The following is an 18,696-nucleotide window of genomic DNA, read 5'->3' as shown; positions in this document are numbered from 1 at the left end:
TGAATTTAAAGCACTTCCGTGACAAATATCAGATTTATATGAGTAAAATCAAAATAAAGCAAGTGGGAAATAAAAAACAGGAAATTGAAATTGATCTACATCTAAAAAAAGCGAAATAAATCCTTCGTTGCATCAACAGTTAACAGTAAAAACTAAATTCACCCCTATCAGACCATGTCTACCAAGAGATTAACTCTATGTATTAGCATGATTATTATTTTCAAACCTGATTGCTAACCAACTTAATTATCAATGAGAATTATATAGTCACAGGGTACGTTAGGTAATATACATAATAAGACAAGCTCAAGAAATTATTATTATTTTCTGACCAGAATTTATCATCACAAGAATGAAAAGAGAGCGATTTGGTAAATATTATTGAAACAGGAATTATGACAATACCATCTGCATAATCAATAAGTCGGTTGGTAGGTCATTTCATAAAAATAAGGGCTAAATGGTAGCTCATACAACACATGGGTACTTTCCAATAGCAATGGCAATATCCTTGATTCACAGTGTAAAGAGTCCTCATTGGGATACAGACGTTGGCAGTTACCTCGTGGACTATCGATAAAATTTATCTCTGAGGTACGCTTTAGAACCAACACTTTCCCCTCGCTGATACCAGCTTGAGGCTCGATAAAAAAGAAACTGAGCTGTGATACAATTGCTGTAATGCTAATCGCCACCACGACTATCCACAGATAAACAGAGCGCATACAGTATTCCTGTAATGAATAAACCGCTATAACTCTACCAGCAACCCCATATTGAGTACCAAGAATAATAGCTAATTCTAAGACATGCAACGTTATCTGGGCATTCATATTGGTGCCAATCTCTTATTTACAGATGGAGGGCCATCATTCCTTCAGCAGGCCGCAGTGCAGCTATTTTTATGGCGTTTTTCAGCCACGACCGGCCAGCGCCCAAAAACGGGCTACAGTATGAAAGAATGAATCAATCGAGGAGTTGCAGGAATAGGATAAAATAATATTACAAAAACGGTGAAATATTGTGGATAACAAACAAGAGGGGATTCAGAATGCATCTCGTCAGGCGGTAAGTGTTATATCGCCAGCAGTCCAAATATTGTTAATAGCAGAAATCAAAAAAGCCACATCCATAAGACGTGGCTTTTTATTACAGCTAAACGTGTATTACAGCAGTATAAATTACAGTGCTACAACGTTTACAGCTGAAGGGCCTTTCTGGCCTTGCTCGATGCTGAACTCAACGTTCTGGCCTTCATCAAGAGTTTTGTAATCATTACCCTGGATTGCAGAGAAATGTACGAATACATCTTTGCTACCGTCTGCAGGAGAAATAAAACCAAAACCTTTACCAGCATCAAACCATTTTACTAAACCAGTCATTTTAGTAGACATAAGATATTTCCTTCATTATTTGTGCCAAAAGTCGGCAAATTGTGGTCTGCTTATCAAGAGTTACTTATGGGGGCACTAAAGAAGGAAATTCGTCGGAGAAGTGATGTCTAGAAATATCGCTTTAACTAGGAACTGCTTTACTTAAATGGCTTACATAAATAGGTCTGTGCTACAAACCGATGCACCTATTAACGCATACTGTGAGAATAATGGCAAGGCTTATTTATTTTGCCTGTAAATGAGTGATAAAAACAAATCATTCTGATTTTATGATAAAACGAACAGTAATACATCGCCCGGTTCAATCCGCCACCGGAAACAAAAGTCAGATTCTAGCGGATGAGGTTATGCTCTGATTTCGTTATACTGCCCTTGAACATTGGAAGACGCCATAAAGGAAAAGCAATGACAATGCGTGAGCTTGAAGTACAGTTTCTTAATGCAATGAGTGAGTTGCAATCTACCTTTGAGAAACAACATCAGACCTGGCAGGCAAGCTACAATGCGTTGCAACATGAGCTGGAACAGTCAAAAGCGCGGGAAGCCGCAACGCGGGCAAAGAACGATATGTTATTGCGAAAACTCAATACGGCGAATACGTTGCCTGAACAACATTCACTGGTCAGGCAAATAAAAATGCTAGGTGCTCATCTTGATGCACTGGCGAAAGATGCCGCCGCGTTTAATCATCACCTGAATAATCAGCAGAAAAACAGCGATAATTTTAGTGGCGATAATCGTTAAGGACTGCATTGACGTTATCGGTTATGGCTATTTAACAGCCGGATGATTTTACGTCGTCAATTTCACCTTTTATGGCGCAAAGAAACATTAAATGACGTGGATAATTATTGCTGTTTTGATTGTTGTTTTTATTGTGGGCTACCGGGTCTTAACCTCGGATACCCGTAAAGCCGTGGATACGCTGGCTAATTTATTAAAGATCAAACCGATTTATATTGAATCCATGCTGCAAGAGATGGGGCAACGCCAGACACAAATGTTTATTCGCTCTACCAGCAATGGGTATGCCGAAGATGTCAGAAAGGCAGCCTATCTGATATTTATTTATCAGACCTTTATCAAAGATGCTTCCGATGAGAATATTATTCAGTGGCGTAATATATTGCTTCGTTCTCATATATCACCAGTGCTAACAGCCGAACACACTGATTCTGCTTTGTTCTATTTTGCTGAACTGGATTTAGATGCTTTTGAGTTAGCGCAATTTCGTCGCAATTATAATTCACAATTTAATCAAGAAGTTGACGCCGTATTGCATTAAATATTACGCTACGGCGCATTGAGCGTCCCTCAGCCAGGGAAAGGCAAGTCTACTGAAACATACTGTTCAGGTAGCGCAATAGCAATTCCCTTGAGCTAAATCCGTGGGCAATACCGTAGCGTTCTTCCTTTTCACTGGCCAGATAGAGAGGAAACTCAACATACTTATCACTGATGCGAATCGTTGCTGTCGGTGTGGCAAACAACAGGCTTTTATCTTTTTGCGCTGGGTGGATAACCAAAGCCGTTCTGCCCATGCGGGCTTCACGGTTAATATAAACGTAGTGTTCTCCCTTCCGATAACCATAAGCCTGATCAACCGTATAATCCCGTTCAAAACCGGCATTTTCCAGAACTTTAGCCACTTCATCTGGCCGTAAATACATTTATTTCCCCTCTTTTGGGCTGCAATCTTGCGACCTTACCGCAATAAATAAGGGAAACCACGTATTTATTAGCTCAAAGCGGCTATTTCGGAATAGTCTACACGCCATCGAGCCGGACGGTGTTATCCCGACGTTGTTGCCGCTGTAATAACCGTAAGGTGAGCAACACCCCAAAAACGACAATCAAGGCCGCTCCCAGATAAATTGCCGGTATACCAAATTGGCCGATTGCCAGCCCCGCCAGTGGGCCGGTAATCCCCAATCCTAAATCAAGAAATGCAGAATAGGTGCCAAGCGCGGTACCCTGATTCTGAGGCGCTACTTGTTTAACGGCCTCAACGCCCAAGGCAGGAAAGACCAGCGAAAAACCAGCACCGGCCAAAAATGCACCGACCTGAACCATCCAGGGTGCTCCCGCCCCCCAAATCAGTAACAAACCAACGATTTCTATCAAAAAGGACACCGCAGTCACTTTCAAGCCACCGTGGCGGCCAATGCTGTTGCTGAATAGCAAGCGGATACCGACAAATGCGACACTAAATAAAGTCAGGGAGAATGCGGCACCGCCCCACCCTTTGTCGGCATAGAAAAGTGTAATAAAGGTGGCTATCACCCCGAAACCCACAGTACCAAAACCCAGCCCCAAACCGTAAAGCCAGATTTTCCCAAGCACCGCACTAAAGGCAATGCGCTTACCCGCTGCCACCGAAACCGCCGCTTTACGACTGGCTAATACTAGCGCCAAGACCACGGCCAGGCAGATAAGCCAGGCGATACCCGCTAATCCCCAATGCAGATTAAGATAAACGCCCAGTGGGGCACCTATCGCCATCGCGCCATAAGTTGCCACACCATTCCAGGAAATAACCCGCGCCGTATGGATTGATCCCACCACGCCCATGCCCCATAAGGTCGATCCGGTACTGGCAAAACTTTCGCCTATTCCCAGAAAAAAGCGGCCAATCACTAACATCAACACACTGATTAATGGCAGATTATCCAACCAAAAAGCCAGGCCACAGAATATCCCGCTAACCCCGCAGCAGCTCAGGCCAAATAACACGACTTTTTTCGGCCCTAATAAATCAGCATATCGTCCGGCATGTGGGCGACTGATCAAAGTGGCAAAATATTGGGCGCTGATAACCAAACCGGCCAACAGTGAACTGTAACCCAAATGGTTATGGACAAAACCGGGCAATACCGCCAGCGGCAGGCCAATTGTCAGATAACAAACGAAAGTAAAAATAACAATCGAGAGGATACGTTTATTGATTTGGCGAGTGCTAAGTGGCGCACTATTCACCACCGCAAGGGCTGAATCAGCAGACATAAACAAGGCTCAAACAAAAAAGAACGTATTATCACCATACGCCGATCAGCTTTCAGTCTGAATCGAATATGTATAATAAAATATTATTTCAGATTGCAGACAAGCCTCTACAACTCGATCTTGCAAGGTGAGGACAGGTAGAAGAGTAAAGCGTCCGCGCCAAGGATGGCGCGGCTCTAGCCCCCAGGGAAGGCTTGTTTTAACAAAAGAAGTGTGGCGTCTTTACGATCTGCCTGTTTTCGCCGCTACAGCGACTTTGTCATTAACTTCATATTATTTACTTATTATTCCGCGCCTGCTGGTGCTCGCGCCACAGCGAGGGAGTCATCCCCTTAACCCGCATAAACTCACGGTTGAAGTTAGATTTGGTTTGAAACCCTGCCTCTAACATAATATCGATCACCGGTAGCTCGGTTGTCGCCAATAACTGCGCGGCCTGTTCAATGCGCAACTGATTGACATATTGTGAGACATTTTGCCCGGTTTGCTGATTAATCGCCTGTGACACTTTGCGCGCGGGCACCCCGACTTTACGTGCCAATTTAGATAAGTTGAGTTGGCTGTCCAGATACAGATTATGGTATTTTAAGGCCGATAAAATAGTCGAGAATAATTCATCCAGCGGTTCGCTCTCCGGTTTACCATTTACTGGTACCTCGGTGATAGGATCCGCACGATGAGCGCTGGTGAACAACGTGTAGCACATAGCTAATATAATCAATAGATTACTGATACTGACTATCACCCCTGCTTGATTTCCAGCAAAAAAGGCATAATCCACACTGATAATCATGTCGCCCACCCCAGACCCTATTAATAAAAGAGCCATCAGTAGCCATAAACGATAGCTGAGCCAACTTTTCTCTAACGAAACCTGTTGTAAGCGATCCTCACCGAGGCGCAAATAAAACAGTATTGCCACGCCATAGAGTAAATAGCTGATAATCACGATGGCATCGAGCCACTGTGGTGCCAGCCAGACACAAACCACGGTACTAATAGGTGCCAGACAGTGTTTCCACCATTGCCCCATCCCCACATTCCCTTTCGCTGTGCTTAATAAAGCTAAATAGGTCAGTGGCGGAATAGTCATGGCAACTATCGGTTGTAGGCCATTAAACAGAGTCAGGTGATAACCATAGCGCAACCCAATCAGAGCACTTTGTAATGCACAAACCAACAATAACAGCAGCAGAAAAATGCCTTGCCGATGGGTTTTAATCAAATAAAAAAACAGACCAAAACATAATAGAGACAGTAGAAAAGAGACCGGGATCAGCGGCATACCATTGCCTTAACAAATAGATATCGTGAATAGCTATTTTGCAGTGTAGACAGCCAGATGATTGAAAACAAGCAGGATCAGGGACTGGATCATGATCGAGGTCGCAACAGAATTTATGACTCGCTACGGTGATGGGAAACCCAATCAATCAGGATGTTACACCATGAAAACTACGTTTTTGTCTCTCTGCTTTCTGCTGTTTTTTCCGCTGACCGGCTACAGCTGGCAAACAGCAGCGACCGCTGTTTCATTCCATGACCTCCAACGCAATCGACAACTTGATAGCATCATTTACTACCCCACGGCTGATCAAGGGGAAACCCACTTGCTAAGTGATACTGCCGTTTTCCGGGGCATTTCTGTTTTACCCAACGCCCCCCTTGCTGAGGGTAAATTTCCATTGGTAGTACTCAGTCATGGCAGTGGCGGCAACAATACCAGCCTGGCGTGGTTGGCGGATAAGCTGGTGCAGCAAGGTATGGTGGTGGTCGCCGCCAATCATCCGGGCAGTACCACCGGAGATTCAATCCCAGCACAATCGGCTCAATTATGGTTACAAACTGAAGATATCTCTTTTATCATCAGTGCATTACTGTCAGACCGACGCTGGAAGTCAGCTTTGGATGAGCAAGCCATCGGGGTGATAGGCCATTCAAAAGGAGGCTACAGTGCTATCGCGGCATTAGGAGCTACACTTTCCCGCCCGCATTTTATTGCAAGCTGTCAGCAACAACCTGACCAACCTAATTGCCAGTTTTATACCCGTGCAGGCGTGAAGTTAGACCAGTTACCCGCTGATAAATTTGAAGGAAATTATGCAGATAAACGCCTGCGTTTTGCGATTGCGCTAGATCCGGGGATGGTTCCTTTTTACCCAAAAAGCAGCCTACTTCACTTAAGCGCTCCACTGCTACTGATCAACGCTGACTATTTTATTTCACCGAATGAATCCCTGAATCTGGGCGGTGCAACATGGGTAAAACAACTGAATCAGCCAGGTATTACCGCGGTCACGTTAGCCAATAGTGGGCATTTTGATTTTCTACCGCTATGTAAACCGGCGGCAGGTGCTATTTTGGCAGAAGAAGGAGAAGCCTTTATTTGTGCAATACCGGCAGTTGAAAGAGAGAAAATACATCAGCAGACGGTTCAACAAATAATCACTTACCTTCAGCAACTACATATTTTACATTGAGATTAGATAACAGAATCAGTGAGGAACAACGCACAGGCGAGTAATACACCACACAGAGTCATCACACTGAAAATCAGTTCGAACAGATAGCGATTGATCATGATGGTTAGCCTATAAAAAAAGTCACCCGGTATTAACCGGGTGACTAGAATTGGCTAGACTGTGCGGGGCGATGTCGCCCGCATTCCGGCGTTATTATGCAGCTGGAGCTATAGCTGATTTTTTAGCAGTTTTGTGGTGTTTTTTAGCAGCTTGCGCTTTCTGTTCCGTAGTTTGTTGAGTTGCTTTATGTTTTTTATGATGGGTCGCTTTAGCTGGAGCGGCAGTAGTGCTGGTTGCGGCAGGTGCTGCTGTCGCGGCTGCGGTTGTTTCGGCAGCGAAAGCAACAGAAGACAGACCCATGGTTGCAGCAACGATCAGCGCTAATACTTTTTTCATTTTAAAATCCTCAGAGTTTGTTTCGCTAAGCCCCCTATGGGGCCGTTGGAAGAATCATAGAGGAATGAAATTTTCCTTTCCGTGAGTCATTGGTTTCGCTAAGTAACCAAATGTACAAAGAGTGATCATAGGGTTCACCCCACACTCGGATTACTCCTGAAACCCATTTGCAGGCGAAATGATCGTCTATGCTTAGTACTCATCAGATAAATTGGAGTGTCAAATGTTCAAGAAATCAGAGAAAATTGAAAGAGACCTCAATCAGGACGTGACCCTTCTGGCTGATACTCTCGACGATGTATTGCGTTCATCAGGCGAAAAAACGAAAGAAGAATTGACCAAAGTACGTCAGAATGCCGAAGGTGTTTTACGTGATGCCCGTGCCCGTTTCAGTGGTTCAACCAACCTGAAACAACATGCCCGTGATGTTGCCGGTAATGCCGACAGTTATATCCGAGACAAGCCGTGGCAAGGTGTTGGTATTGGGGCTGCCGTTGGCATCGTACTGGGTGTGTTGCTTGCTCGGCGCTAAGGCCAAGTTGATTACCGCTAAATTTTTGCGCTGCCCCCCTCATTTTGGTGTCTATTAATACGTTTTTTGTTTTTGAATCATAGCGTTGTTAATCTGATTGGCTAAGCGGTTAATCAGTGGCCCGGTGATGTTGATACCGGGCTATTTTATTTTATGTCTTGATACTGAAGTGATTAGCGATGCCAACTGAGCCACCAGCCAGTTGGTTTATGCCATCGAAGTGAGATTGGTAAATCTTATTAGTACCCAATCTGATACTGAGATCTCTAATTTAATCTTTACTATCAGCATTATGAATTCTTTTAACCGTTTAGCGGTCAGTATGCGCCAGCAAGTAATCAATTCTGCCCCCAACCTGCAATAAAAATATTTTTACTCTCTGATTATTTTCAAACTCAGTCTCCAGCCCTGTGCTGGCGGCCTTGTCTCTAAAAAACCACTGAACTCACACAATTAACTACATATAGTGTGGTTGAATTAAATAAACACTAGATATAGTATTTATTCTATCACTGACGTAAATGAAACCACAGTTGATAATCATAGACAGGTCACCGCATTACACCAAAAACTGGACTATGCCGCCTTTCCTTAACCAAAAAGGTAAATACGAATCATGAGCATTATTATTTACACTAAACCAGATTGTGTCCAGTGCAATGCCACCTACCGCGCATTGGATAAACAAGGGATTTCCTATCAGATTATTGATTTAACAAAAGATCCCCACGCTTTAAGCCATGTTAAATCTCTTGGTTATCAGCAAGTACCGGTGGTGGTTGCAGGCACTGAACATTGGTCAGGTTTTTGCCCTGACAAAATTAACGCGCTGGTTCAGGCTGTCAGTGCCTGATGAGAATAATGCCATGAATCCGCTGGTTTATTTCTCCAGTTCCTCGGAGAACACCCACCGCTTTGTCAGGAAGCTGGAACTCCCGGCAATACGGATACCCATAGCAGGGGCACAGCAAAAGCTTCGGGTCGAGCAACCTTATATCTTGCTGGTACCCAGTTATGGCGGCGGTAGCCCGGTTGGCGCGGTGCCCATCCAGGTAATTCGTTTCCTGAATGACTCTCATAACCGCTCTTTAATCCGTGGTGTGATTGCCGCGGGTAATACTAATTTTGGCGACGCCTACTGCCTGGCGGGGAAAATCATTTCCCACAAATGTCAGGTTCCTTATCTGTATCGCTTTGAACTACTGGGTACAGCAGAAGATGTGGCAAACGTGCGCAAGGGAGTAACTGAATTTTGGCAACGACAGAACTGAGAATGACAGATTCATCCAGCAGTGAACTTGACTATCACTCACTGAATGCGATGTTGAACCTCTATGATGCCGACGGACATATCCAGTTTGATAAAGACCGGCTGGCGGCGCGACAATACTTCCTGCAACACGTCAATCAAAATACTGTGTTCTTCCATAACTTGCAGGAAAAACTCGACTATCTGGTGGAAGAGGGATATTACGAAAAAGAAGTGTTAGAAAGGTATGATTTCAGCTTTATCAAAAGCTTATTTCAACAAGCTTATGGTAAAAAATTCCGCTTCCCCACTTTCCTCGGCGCATTTAAGTATTACACCAGCTATACCCTGAAAACCTTTGATGGCAAACGCTATCTGGAGCGCTATGAAGACCGGGTTTGCATGGTCGCGCTGACACTGGCGGTAGGTAACCCGACGCTGGCGCGTGAGCTGGTAGAAGAAATCATCTCTGGCCGTTTTCAGCCTGCCACACCCACCTTCCTCAATTGCGGTAAAAAGCAGCGTGGCGAATTAGTCTCCTGCTTCTTGCTGCGTATTGAGGATAATATGGAGTCGATTGGTCGTGCTATTAATTCCGCGCTGCAATTATCTAAACGTGGCGGCGGTGTTGCTTTCCTGCTGAGCAATATCCGTGAAGTGGGTGCGCCAATCAAAAGGATTGAAAACCAATCCTCCGGCGTTATCCCGATTATGAAAATGCTGGAAGATGCCTTTTCTTATGCTAACCAGTTGGGCGCAAGGCAAGGTGCGGGGGCGGTATATCTCCATGCCCATCACCCCGATATTTTACGTTTTCTCGACACCAAGCGGGAAAATGCGGATGAAAAAGTTCGCATTAAAACCTTGTCGCTTGGGGTGGTTATCCCGGATATCACCTTTGAACTGGCGAAGAATAATGAAGAGATGTACCTGTTCTCACCTTATGATGTAGAGCAGGTCTACGGTGTGCCGATGTCTGAAATCAGTATCAGCGAAAAATACCGTGAGATGGTCGATAACAAGCGCATCCGTAAAAGCAAAATCAAAGCACGCGAGTTCTTCCAGGTTCTGGCGGAGATCCAGTTTGAGTCTGGCTACCCTTATATGATGTTTGAAGATACGGTTAATCGTGCCAATCCGATCAAAGGCCGTATTAATATGAGTAACCTGTGTTCAGAGATTTTGCAGGTGAATTCAGCAACTGAATATAACGACGACCTCAGCTATCGCCATATTGGTAAAGATATCTCCTGTAATCTCGGGTCACTGAATATTGCTCACACGATGGATTCACCAGACTTTGGTAAAACCATTGAAACAGCCATCCGCGGGCTGACGGCGGTATCTGATATGAGCAACATCCGCTCGGTGCCCTCAATCGAAAAAGGCAATCAGGAATCCCACGCTATCGGCCTTGGGCAAATGAACTTGCACGGTTATCTGGCGCGGGAGCGTATTTTCTATGGCTCGGAAGAAGCGCTCGATTTCACCAATATCTACTTCTACAACGTGGTCTATCACGCCATTCGCGCCTCCAACCAACTGGCGATGGAGCGTGGTAGTTACTTTAAAGGTTTCGACCAATCTACTTATGCTTCAGGCCACTATTTCACCAAATATATAGAACAGGGCTGGCAGCCTAAAACAGCCAAAGTTCGAGAGCTTTTTGCTACTGCGGGGATTTCCATTCCAAATCAACAGGATTGGACAGCCCTGCGCCAATCAGTGATGGAACACGGGATTTATAATCAAAACTTGCAAGCCGTACCCCCTACTGGTTCCATTTCTTACATCAATCATTCGACATCCAGCATTCACCCAATTATCTCACCGATTGAGATCCGTAAAGAAGGTAAGATTGGCCGCGTTTACTATCCTGCACCTTACATGACAAACGATAATCTTGAATATTATCATGATGCTTATCAAATTGGGCCAGAGAAAATCATTGATACCTACGCCGAGGCAACACAGCACGTCGATCAGGGGCTGTCACTGACCCTGTTTTTCCGCGATACCGCCAGTACCCGTGATATCAATAAAGCGCAAATTTATGCCTGGAAGAAAGGGATTAAAACCATCTATTACATCCGGTTGCGTCAAATGGCACTGGAAGGAACCGAAGTCGAAGGCTGTGTTTCCTGCTCGCTGTAACGCGCAACGTTGAATGAATAAGAATGGATAAATAATATGAACACAACAAAATCGATAACCCACGTCAGTGCCATCAACTGGAATAAAATTGAAGACGATAAAGACTTGGAAGTGTGGAATCGCCTCACGTCTAATTTCTGGTTGCCGGAAAAGATCCCGTTATCCAATGATATTCCCTCTTGGGCGACCCTGACACCAAATGAGCAGCAGTTAACTATTCGTGTTTTCACCGGCCTGACGCTGCTGGATACTATTCAAAATACACTGGGCGCACCGGCGTTAATTAAGGATGCTATTACGCCCCATGAGGAAGCCGTATTTTCCAATATCAGCTTTATGGAAGCGGTACATGCACGCTCTTATAGCTCTATTTTTTCTACCCTTTGCATGACATCTGATGTTGATGATGCCTACCGCTGGAGTGAAGAGAATGGCCCGCTACAAAAGAAAGCTGATATTATCTTGCAGCATTATCATAATGACGACCCCTTAAAGAAAAAGATTGCCAGTGTATTTTTGGAATCATTCTTGTTCTATTCCGGTTTCTATTTACCTATGTACTGGTCTAGCCGGGCTAAATTAACCAACACCGCTGACCTTATCCGCCTTATTATCCGCGACGAAGCCGTGCATGGTTATTATATCGGCTATAAATTTCAGAAGGGATTGGAGAAGGTGGATAACGCCCGACGTTTGGAAATAAAGAATTTCGCTTTCGACTTATTGCAAGACTTATATGATAATGAGGTTCGCTATACTGAAGACCTTTATGATAAGGTCGGCTGGACAGAAGATGTCAAAAAATTCCTCCATTATAATGCCAATAAAGCATTAATGAATTTAGGTTACGAGGCGTTATTTCCAATCAGTCAGGCGGCGGTCAGCCCAGCCATTTTGGCGGCTTTATCACCTAATGCAGACGAGAATCATGATTTTTTCTCCGGCTCCGGATCATCCTATGTGATCGGTAAAGCGGTCAATACGGAAGATGAAGACTGGGATTTTTAACCTTTAGTAACGCGGCCTCCGCCTCCCTTTCCAATAGGTCGAAAAACAGAGGTTCAGCATCCATCGGCAGTCGTAGCAGGGCTGCCGTTTTTTCTGCTCGATTTTATTGTCTATTTCGCTATGCCGTGACCCTTTAGATCTGGCCTCATTTTAGCCGTGTCCATCACCTGATTTTATCACCCAATGAAAAATCTTTACCCGCCCCTCTGTTTGGCGACAGACCAGAGCACAAAGGGGATTGGGCGCATCAGTCTGGCCCGATGAAAGAGCAAACAGGCGCTCATATCCTCACATAACTTATATGATAATTAGCAACGAAGAACAGGCTAATATAGTCAGTCACAATACAACAAAACATATTACTACTATATGGGTAACAAGCCCCCCATTGAATGCCTAATTCACCCACGCTCAGTTCTCGGATATTCAGTAACTAATAGACCATGAAAAATCACAATATTAACATGCGTAAGTTAACAAATTGAAAAGCTATATATTGGGATATTGACTATTGTACATTAGATTATAATAACATTGAGGGTTGTCTCAGATTCTCATTGTGTTAGGGTATATAGCGCTCTAATTTTCCATCAGGATAACAACGATCGAATAAACATAATTTAAAATTGACAGAGGAATACACCACTGCATGGCAATTAAACTCGAAGTAAAGAATCTATATAAAATATTTGGTGAGCATCCAGAACGGGCTTTTAAGCTGCTTGAATCAGGTAAGAATAAAGAGCAGATATTTGCCAAGACCGGTTTGTCCGTTGGCGTTAAAGATGCCAATCTGGCCATTGAAGAAGGCGAGATATTCGTCATCATGGGGTTATCCGGTTCCGGTAAATCCACCCTGGTACGCCTTCTCAATCGTCTGATAGAACCGACTCGTGGTGAAGTGCTGATCGATGGCGAGGATATTGCCAAAATATCTGAAAGTGCCCTGCGCACCGTGCGCCGTAATAAGATCAGTATGGTATTTCAATCCTTCGCATTAATGCCGCATCTGAATGTACTCGATAATACGGCATTTGGTATGGAGCTGGCAGGCGTTCCTTTACAAGAGCGCCACGATAAAGCAATGGAAGCGCTGCGTCAGGTCAGTTTGGAAAGCTACGCCCATTCTTACCCCGATGAACTTTCCGGCGGGATGCGCCAACGTGTGGGTCTGGCCCGGGCAATGGCGAATAACCCCGATATCTTATTAATGGATGAAGCCTTCTCGGCACTCGACCCATTAATTCGTACTGAAATGCAGGATGAGTTGGTCAAGTTACAAGCCAAACATCAAAGAACCATCGTATTTATCTCCCATGATCTGGATGAAGCCATGCGTATTGGCGATCGCATTGCCATAATGCAAGGTGGCGAGGTAGTACAAGTCGGTACTCCGGATGAAATATTGAATAATCCGGCCAACGATTATGTGCGTACCTTCTTCCGTGGCGTTGATATTAGTCACGTCTTTAGTGCCAAGGATATCGCGCGTCGCCGTCCGGTATCATTGATCCGCAAAACGCCGGGCTTCGGGCCGCGCTCAGCACTAAAACTGCTTCAGGATGAAGACCGCGATTACGGCTATGTGCTGGAGCGCGGGCAGAAGTTTATTGGCGTGGTATCGATAGATTCACTGAAAAAAGCATTAGCCGAGAACCAGCCACTGGACAGTGCCTTATTGGCCGAACCAGCACCGGTTCCCGCAGAGATGCCCCTCAGTGAGTTGATTTCACTGGTTGCGCAGGCCCCGTGTGCGGTTCCTGTCGTCGGTGAAGATAACAGTTATATCGGTATTATTTCCAAAGCCATGCTGTTGCAGGCTTTAGACAAGGAGACGCCAAATGAATAATCCAATCCAAAACAGCACCCCCGTAGACAGTAACCCGTGGGCGACGGATGCGGCGACTTCAGCAGCACCGGTGGCCACAGACACAGCTCCTCAGACACTCTCAGCCGCCGCTGACCCGTGGGGAGCGAGTATGGCCGAGGGTAGCCATGCCGCAAGTAGCGCCAGCCATGAGGTGGCATCTCAGGCCGTACAGAGCCAGGCGGCACAAAGTGCCGATTGGCTCAATAGTGCGCCGGCGGCAGCGCCTGAACATTTTAGCCTGATGGACCCGTTCCATAACACTTGGGTGCCACTGGATTCGTGGGTTACCCACGGTATTGATTGGGTGGTGCTGCATTTCCGCCCGCTGTTTCAGGGCATCCGCGTACCGGTTGATTTTATCCTCAGCGGTTTTCAACATCTGCTGCTAGGGATGCCGGCACCGGTGGCGATACTGGTTTTCGCCCTGATCGCCTGGCAGTTTTCCACCTTAGGGATGGGGGTTGCGACGTTGGTTTCCCTGATTGCCATCGGCGCTATTGGCGCGTGGTCGCAAGCGATGGTGACCCTGGCGCTGGTTCTGACCTCGCTGTTCTTCTGTATCCTTATCGGGCTACCGCTCGGAATATGGCTGGCGCGCAGTAATAATGCCGCCCGTATCATTCGGCCCTTACTGGATGCCATGCAGACCACGCCCGCATTCGTCTACCTGGTGCCGATAGTAATGCTGTTTGGTATCGGTAATGTCCCCGGTGTCGTCGTAACCATTATCTTTGCCCTACCGCCGATTGTCCGCCTGACTATTCTGGGTATCAAACAGGTACCGGAAGATTTGATTGAAGCGGCTGAATCGTTTGGTGCCAACCCGCGCCAAATGCTGTTCAAGGTGCAATTACCGCTAGCGATGCCAACCATCATGGCCGGTGTCAACCAGACCTTAATGCTCGCATTGTCGATGGTGGTTATTGCTTCGATGATTGCGGTCGGTGGCTTAGGCCAGATGGTGCTGCGCGGGATTGGTCGCCTTGATATGGGGCTGGCTGCGGTCGGTGGTGTTGGTATCGTGATTCTGGCGATTATCCTTGACCGCCTGACCCAATCATTAGGCCGTGACCGTCGTACTAAAGGCGTTGGCCGCTGGTATGCCACTGGCCCTATCGGGCTAATTACCAAACCATTCCGTAACACTAAGTAATTTCAATTTATTACGCTCAATGTCATCCCCAAAGTCATTGGCACTGCGGCAAGGCAGCAAGCGAGTAAATCCCGATGAGCTTACATCAGTAAGTGATTCGGGTGCGTGAGCGCCGCTAACACAGCTGCAGTGTCAAGGACGAAGGGGATAAGGGGAAAATTATGCGCACGACTGGAATCTGGGCCCTGGCCCTCACCACACTGGTAAGCACTCAGTTATCCGCCGCAGAATTGCCGGGCAAAGGTGTCACCGTCCAGGCACTGCAAAGCACTATTTCGGAAGAAACCTTCCAGACCGCGCTGGTCAACAAAGCGTTGGAAAAACTCGGTTACGATATTCAACCAACCAAAGAGGTCGACTACAACGTCGCCTATTCAACCATTGCCGCAGGGGATGCCACCTATCTGGCGGTAAACTGGGTGCCGCTGCATAACGACCAATATAAGGCCGCCGGTGGTGATGCCAAATTTTACCGTCAGGGTAACTATATTGAAGGCTTGGCACAGGGTTATCTGATTGACAAAAAAACCGCCGATAAATATCACATCACCAATATTGAGCAGTTAAAAGATCCGAAAATCGCCAAACTGTTTGATGCCAACAACGACGGTAAAGCCGATCTGACTGGCTGTAACCCAGGCTGGGGTTGTGAAGCCCCCATTAACCATCAGATCAAGGCTTATGGCCTGAGCGACACCGTCACCCATAATCAGGGTAACTATGCCGCGATGCTGGCCGATACCATTACGCGTTATAAAGAAGGTAAACCTATCCTGTACTATACTTGGACGCCATATTGGGTCAGCGATGTATTGGTACCGGGCCGCGATGTAGTGTGGCTACAGGTTCCCTTCTCTTCTTTGCCGGATGCCACTATCGACACCAAGTTAGCCAACGGCGCAAACTACGGCTTCCCGCCAAGTATTATGCATATTGTGGCGAATAAAAAATGGGCCGAAGCTAACCCGGCTGCCGCCAAACTGTTCTCCATCATGAAATTATCTATTAATGATGTGAATGCTCAGAATATGCGGATGCACGCAGGTGAATCATCAGATGCCGATATTGAACGTCATGTGAATGGCTGGATTCAAGGCCATCAGACGACCTTTGATGGCTGGGTGAAAACCGCCGCACAAGCAGCGCAGTAATAGCGCTAAGCGGTAAATACAACGCTAAACAGATACCTTCAGCAGTCTGTTTAGCGTTGCGATTTTAAGCGTTCAGTAAGAGGGGTATGGCACCAGTAGGCCATAAAGTTCACGCAGGAACGATCAAGATTGCTCTCACCAATCAGATAACGTCGCAAAGCTTTCACTGTTGAAGATTCCGCAGCGACCCAAGCATAGAAAGTACTCGCACCTTCAGCACGCTCCCACAACACATCACCGCCCAAACTATTCTCTGCCAATGATTGTGCGGCTACCCGCGCTGCAACGGGAATCTGTACCCACTGGCGCACCGCGTCGACTAACAAATGGCCGTGGGCTGGTTGATGTTCCGTATCGCGTGGCAACCAGTGTATTTGTGCAAACGGGAATCGCGCCAGATTGATACAATCACCGGCAACCGGCACCTCAAAAAAAACCTGAACCGGTGGTGGATTGGCCTGTAATGCTAACTGTTCCAAAATTGCCACCGCCGCGGGTAACGCGGTTTCATCAGCAATCAGTAACGCCTGCCTCATCTGAGTAGGTGCGGCCCACTCATAACCGCCACTGTCGGGCTTATACGCCGCATTCGGTGCCACAACCTGAATAGCATCACCCGGTTTGGCATGTGTTGCCCAGGCAGATGCAGGGCCGTCATCACCGTGCAGAACAAATTCCACGTCCATCTCGTTATGCTCGGTACGTAATGCACGCAGTGTATAGGTACGCATCAGCGGACGTTGTTGTTTTGGGATAGCCATGTATTGACCATACCAATCATCGCTTGCGGGTAACTGCGGAAGCTGGCCGTCTGCGGCGGGAAACAGCAGTTTGATACGCTGATCCGGCGCTTCAAGTTTCATACGATTGACGTCTGGCCCTTCAAATATACAACGCAACAGCGAGGGTGAGATATTCTCTTTTACTTTCAATTTGATATCAAAAATTCGGTAGCTTGATGTACCAGACATGTCAGTTACTCTCCCGCAGAATATGCTGTTTTTCGATGCTGACACCACAGCCAACCACTGATACCGCTTAACAGAATGGCCATCATCAGTGCCGCAGTGACCAATTGTGACTCACCGTAAAATTTTGCCACAACGGGCACCATTAACGCGCTCATGCCATAACCCAATGTATGGCTGGTTGCAATCACACCGGAACCTTTGCCGGTAGACAACTTATCGTTCAGCATCAATTGGTAACCGGGTGTCGCCATCGCGGCCCCAAAGGAAGTCAGCGCACAACCCGCATAAAATAATACCAAGGGCTGAGTGCACATCAATCCTAAGCCAAACACCATAAATAAGGCTGCCACCAGCAGCAACTGAGAAGGTGTAAAGCGTTGTGGACGCACGACCAGAAACTGTGCTAACAAAGTACAACCGGCAGCCACACTCAGCAAAATGGCTACATGGTGGCTCACTGTCGTAGCAGAATCATTGAATAATTGGCTCAAATGAGGGGCCAGCCCAAGTTGCATCAGACTCACCGCTGCCGCCAGCAATAGCGCACAGAGCAAATAAGGTAACATGCTGATCTGCAACCTATTTTGTTGATGTACCACCGGCAGTAACGGCGGATCATTATATTGGAAGCACACCACCAGCAGGGCGATCAATGGGGCTATCGCCATCAACCAGAGAGGGGCCATCGGGTGTATTGAAAGAAACAGCGCGGCACACAGCGGGCCAAGTAGACGGCCACAACTCAAACCTGAACTGATGGTGGCCAGTGCCGCCATCCGTTGCTCATATCCGGCGCGCTGCAAGGCCCATGTCTGGCAGGCTGGCACCATGCCAGACACCGTTAGGCCATAAATAATACGCGCCATGATAAGCCCCCCCAACCCGACCATTTCCGCTAACCACCCTGCCGCCAACCCCCACACCGCCAGAGTTAATAACACAAAACTGAGCAAGTAGCCGGTCAGCGCCATGATGACAACAAACTTACAACCACGAATCTCCGATTGGCGGCCCCACCACGGTGAACCCACTAAAAACAGTATTGAACCCAGAGTCAGCAAACCTGCCCATACCGACAGAGATAAGTGAGTCTTACTCACTAATACCGGTAGCACCACCAATAAACCATTTTGCCCGATACCCAATAGCCCAGCGCAAAAAGCTAACGGCCAATTGGAAGAGGACATATTCCCGCATGAACGGGAGCCAGACTGAGGGGAGATTTGCATTAAAAGTGAATTAACCGTTAATAACATTAAGGATTTAAGGGCATTCCATTGAAAAATGGTATCA

Annotated in this window: 19 protein-coding genes; 11 read left to right on the top strand and 8 right to left on the bottom strand. The window is 46.6% G+C overall.

Annotation, left to right across the window (positions count from 1 at the left end; all coding sequences use genetic code 11):
- Positions 1–416 precede the first annotated feature (416 nt).
- Both YALDO0001_RS11240 and cspE read right to left on the bottom strand, forming a co-directional pair.
- Positions 417–725 carry a hypothetical protein gene (locus YALDO0001_RS11240; protein ID WP_004703218.1) on the bottom strand — a complete coding sequence of 103 codons (309 nt, stop codon included), beginning with the start codon at positions 723–725 and terminating at the stop codon, positions 417–419.
- A 456-nt stretch (positions 726–1,181) separates the two neighbouring features.
- Entirely contained in the window at positions 1,182–1,394 is a 213-nt protein-coding gene (cspE, locus tag YALDO0001_RS11235) for a transcription antiterminator/RNA stability regulator CspE (protein WP_042547968.1), read from the bottom strand.
- Positions 1,395–1,799: 405 nt separating this feature from the next.
- Here cspE and YALDO0001_RS11230 point away from each other — a divergent pair, with 405 nt between their 5' ends.
- Positions 1,800–2,138, top strand: coding sequence for an MbeD/MobD family mobilization/exclusion family protein (locus YALDO0001_RS11230; RefSeq protein WP_042547967.1), 339 nt, complete (start codon positions 1,800–1,802; stop codon positions 2,136–2,138).
- A 91-nt stretch (positions 2,139–2,229) separates the two neighbouring features.
- Positions 2,230–2,679 (top strand): DUF1198 domain-containing protein, encoded by a 450-nt coding sequence (locus YALDO0001_RS11225; protein ID WP_004703209.1) that lies wholly within the window; start codon positions 2,230–2,232, stop codon positions 2,677–2,679.
- A gap of 49 nt (positions 2,680–2,728) precedes the next feature.
- Here the strand turns inward: YALDO0001_RS11225 and YALDO0001_RS11220 are convergent, their stop codons facing one another.
- The 3 genes from YALDO0001_RS11220 to YALDO0001_RS11210 form a co-directional block, all read right to left on the bottom strand.
- Positions 2,729–3,064, bottom strand: a complete 336-nt coding sequence (locus tag YALDO0001_RS11220; protein ID WP_004703208.1) for a DUF2002 family protein — start codon at positions 3,062–3,064, stop codon at positions 2,729–2,731.
- A 97-nt stretch (positions 3,065–3,161) separates the two neighbouring features.
- Positions 3,162–4,397, bottom strand: a complete 1,236-nt coding sequence (locus YALDO0001_RS11215) for an MFS transporter (protein ID WP_004703207.1) — start codon at positions 4,395–4,397, stop codon at positions 3,162–3,164.
- Positions 4,398–4,674: 277 nt separating this feature from the next.
- The gene (locus YALDO0001_RS11210; protein ID WP_004703200.1) at positions 4,675–5,682 is read right to left on the bottom strand and encodes a helix-turn-helix domain-containing protein; all 1,008 of its coding nucleotides are present in this window, start codon (positions 5,680–5,682) and stop codon (positions 4,675–4,677) included.
- A 91-nt stretch (positions 5,683–5,773) separates the two neighbouring features.
- On the opposite strand from YALDO0001_RS11210, the gene YALDO0001_RS20770 reads away from it, so the two are divergent.
- A complete protein-coding gene (locus YALDO0001_RS20770; RefSeq protein WP_004703198.1) occupies positions 5,774–6,877 on the top strand; it encodes an alpha/beta hydrolase family protein in 1,104 nt (367 codons plus the stop codon).
- 195 nt (positions 6,878–7,072) lie between these two features.
- Here YALDO0001_RS20770 and asr read toward each other — a convergent pair whose 3' ends face one another.
- Complete coding sequence (asr, locus tag YALDO0001_RS11200) at positions 7,073–7,315, bottom strand: acid resistance repetitive basic protein Asr (RefSeq protein ID WP_004703196.1); 243 nt, start codon at positions 7,313–7,315, stop codon at positions 7,073–7,075.
- A gap of 223 nt (positions 7,316–7,538) precedes the next feature.
- Here asr and YALDO0001_RS11195 point away from each other — a divergent pair, with 223 nt between their 5' ends.
- The 8 genes from YALDO0001_RS11195 to proX all read left to right on the top strand — a co-directional run bounded on the left by YALDO0001_RS11195 (position 7,539) and on the right by proX (position 16,432).
- Positions 7,539–7,847, top strand: coding sequence for an ElaB/YgaM/YqjD family protein (locus YALDO0001_RS11195; RefSeq protein WP_004703193.1), 309 nt, complete (start codon positions 7,539–7,541; stop codon positions 7,845–7,847).
- A gap of 616 nt (positions 7,848–8,463) precedes the next feature.
- Positions 8,464–8,700: a glutaredoxin-like protein NrdH gene (gene nrdH / locus YALDO0001_RS11190; protein ID WP_004703188.1), complete on the top strand. Its 237-nt coding sequence runs from the start codon at positions 8,464–8,466 to the stop codon at positions 8,698–8,700.
- A 13-nt stretch (positions 8,701–8,713) separates the two neighbouring features.
- Positions 8,714–9,118, top strand: coding sequence for a class Ib ribonucleoside-diphosphate reductase assembly flavoprotein NrdI (nrdI, locus tag YALDO0001_RS11185; protein ID WP_004703186.1), 405 nt, complete (start codon positions 8,714–8,716; stop codon positions 9,116–9,118).
- Entirely contained in the window at positions 9,100–11,250 is a 2,151-nt protein-coding gene (gene nrdE, locus YALDO0001_RS11180) for a class 1b ribonucleoside-diphosphate reductase subunit alpha (RefSeq protein WP_042839847.1), read from the top strand. Before nrdI ends, nrdE begins: the two co-directional genes overlap by 19 nt.
- A 36-nt stretch (positions 11,251–11,286) precedes the next feature.
- Positions 11,287–12,258: a class 1b ribonucleoside-diphosphate reductase subunit beta gene (nrdF, locus tag YALDO0001_RS11175; protein ID WP_004703180.1), complete on the top strand. Its 972-nt coding sequence runs from the start codon at positions 11,287–11,289 to the stop codon at positions 12,256–12,258.
- Between the two features lie 649 nt (positions 12,259–12,907).
- The gene (gene proV, locus YALDO0001_RS11170) at positions 12,908–14,107 is read left to right on the top strand and encodes a glycine betaine/L-proline ABC transporter ATP-binding protein ProV (RefSeq protein ID WP_004703177.1); all 1,200 of its coding nucleotides are present in this window, start codon (positions 12,908–12,910) and stop codon (positions 14,105–14,107) included.
- Positions 14,100–15,281, top strand: coding sequence for a glycine betaine/L-proline ABC transporter permease ProW (proW, locus tag YALDO0001_RS11165; protein ID WP_042839845.1), 1,182 nt, complete (start codon positions 14,100–14,102; stop codon positions 15,279–15,281). Before proV ends, proW begins: the two co-directional genes overlap by 8 nt.
- A gap of 161 nt (positions 15,282–15,442) precedes the next feature.
- Positions 15,443–16,432, top strand: a complete 990-nt coding sequence (proX, locus tag YALDO0001_RS11160) for a glycine betaine/L-proline ABC transporter substrate-binding protein ProX (RefSeq protein ID WP_004703174.1) — start codon at positions 15,443–15,445, stop codon at positions 16,430–16,432.
- A 50-nt stretch (positions 16,433–16,482) separates the two neighbouring features.
- On the opposite strand, the gene YALDO0001_RS11155 is transcribed toward proX, so the two are convergent.
- Both YALDO0001_RS11155 and YALDO0001_RS11150 read right to left on the bottom strand, forming a co-directional pair.
- A complete protein-coding gene (locus tag YALDO0001_RS11155) occupies positions 16,483–17,403 on the bottom strand; it encodes a siderophore-interacting protein (protein ID WP_004703171.1) in 921 nt (306 codons plus the stop codon).
- A 5-nt stretch (positions 17,404–17,408) separates the two neighbouring features.
- Entirely contained in the window at positions 17,409–18,632 is a 1,224-nt protein-coding gene (locus tag YALDO0001_RS11150; RefSeq protein ID WP_042839873.1) for an MFS transporter, read from the bottom strand.
- Between the last annotated feature and the right edge of the window lie 64 nt (positions 18,633–18,696).

It is taken from the genome of Yersinia aldovae ATCC 35236, assembly GCF_000173735.1.
In the GTDB taxonomy this organism is placed as follows: Bacteria; Pseudomonadota; Gammaproteobacteria; order Enterobacterales; family Enterobacteriaceae; genus Yersinia; species Yersinia aldovae.
Note: the sequence above shows the minus strand (reverse complement) of the source record. Positions and strands in the feature narration are given on the sequence as shown.

Excerpts from the sequence above, each read along its gene's own strand:
- proW (WP_042839845.1), top strand. The coding sequence starts at position 14,100 with ATGAATAATCCAATCCAAAACAGCACCCCCGTAGACAGTAACCCGTGG.
- YALDO0001_RS11225 (WP_004703209.1), top strand. The coding sequence starts at position 2,230 with ATGACGTGGATAATTATTGCTGTTTTGATTGTTGTTTTTATTGTGGGC.
- YALDO0001_RS11230 (WP_042547967.1), top strand. The coding sequence starts at position 1,800 with ATGACAATGCGTGAGCTTGAAGTACAGTTTCTTAATGCAATGAGTGAG.
- YALDO0001_RS11215 (WP_004703207.1), bottom strand. The coding sequence starts at position 4,397 with ATGTCTGCTGATTCAGCCCTTGCGGTGGTGAATAGTGCGCCACTTAGC.
- YALDO0001_RS11220 (WP_004703208.1), bottom strand. The coding sequence starts at position 3,064 with ATGTATTTACGGCCAGATGAAGTGGCTAAAGTTCTGGAAAATGCCGGT.
- YALDO0001_RS11155 (WP_004703171.1), bottom strand. The coding sequence starts at position 17,403 with ATGTCTGGTACATCAAGCTACCGAATTTTTGATATCAAATTGAAAGTA.
- cspE (WP_042547968.1), bottom strand. The coding sequence starts at position 1,394 with ATGTCTACTAAAATGACTGGTTTAGTAAAATGGTTTGATGCTGGTAAA.
- nrdH (WP_004703188.1), top strand. The coding sequence starts at position 8,464 with ATGAGCATTATTATTTACACTAAACCAGATTGTGTCCAGTGCAATGCC.
- nrdI (WP_004703186.1), top strand. The coding sequence starts at position 8,714 with ATGAATCCGCTGGTTTATTTCTCCAGTTCCTCGGAGAACACCCACCGC.
- nrdF (WP_004703180.1), top strand. The coding sequence starts at position 11,287 with ATGAACACAACAAAATCGATAACCCACGTCAGTGCCATCAACTGGAAT.
- YALDO0001_RS11210 (WP_004703200.1), bottom strand. The coding sequence starts at position 5,682 with ATGCCGCTGATCCCGGTCTCTTTTCTACTGTCTCTATTATGTTTTGGT.
- YALDO0001_RS20770 (WP_004703198.1), top strand. The coding sequence starts at position 5,774 with ATGATCGAGGTCGCAACAGAATTTATGACTCGCTACGGTGATGGGAAA.
- proX (WP_004703174.1), top strand. The coding sequence starts at position 15,443 with ATGCGCACGACTGGAATCTGGGCCCTGGCCCTCACCACACTGGTAAGC.
- YALDO0001_RS11240 (WP_004703218.1), bottom strand. The coding sequence starts at position 725 with ATGCGCTCTGTTTATCTGTGGATAGTCGTGGTGGCGATTAGCATTACA.
- YALDO0001_RS11150 (WP_042839873.1), bottom strand. The coding sequence starts at position 18,632 with ATGCAAATCTCCCCTCAGTCTGGCTCCCGTTCATGCGGGAATATGTCC.
- YALDO0001_RS11195 (WP_004703193.1), top strand. The coding sequence starts at position 7,539 with ATGTTCAAGAAATCAGAGAAAATTGAAAGAGACCTCAATCAGGACGTG.
- asr (WP_004703196.1), bottom strand. The coding sequence starts at position 7,315 with ATGAAAAAAGTATTAGCGCTGATCGTTGCTGCAACCATGGGTCTGTCT.
- proV (WP_004703177.1), top strand. The coding sequence starts at position 12,908 with ATGGCAATTAAACTCGAAGTAAAGAATCTATATAAAATATTTGGTGAG.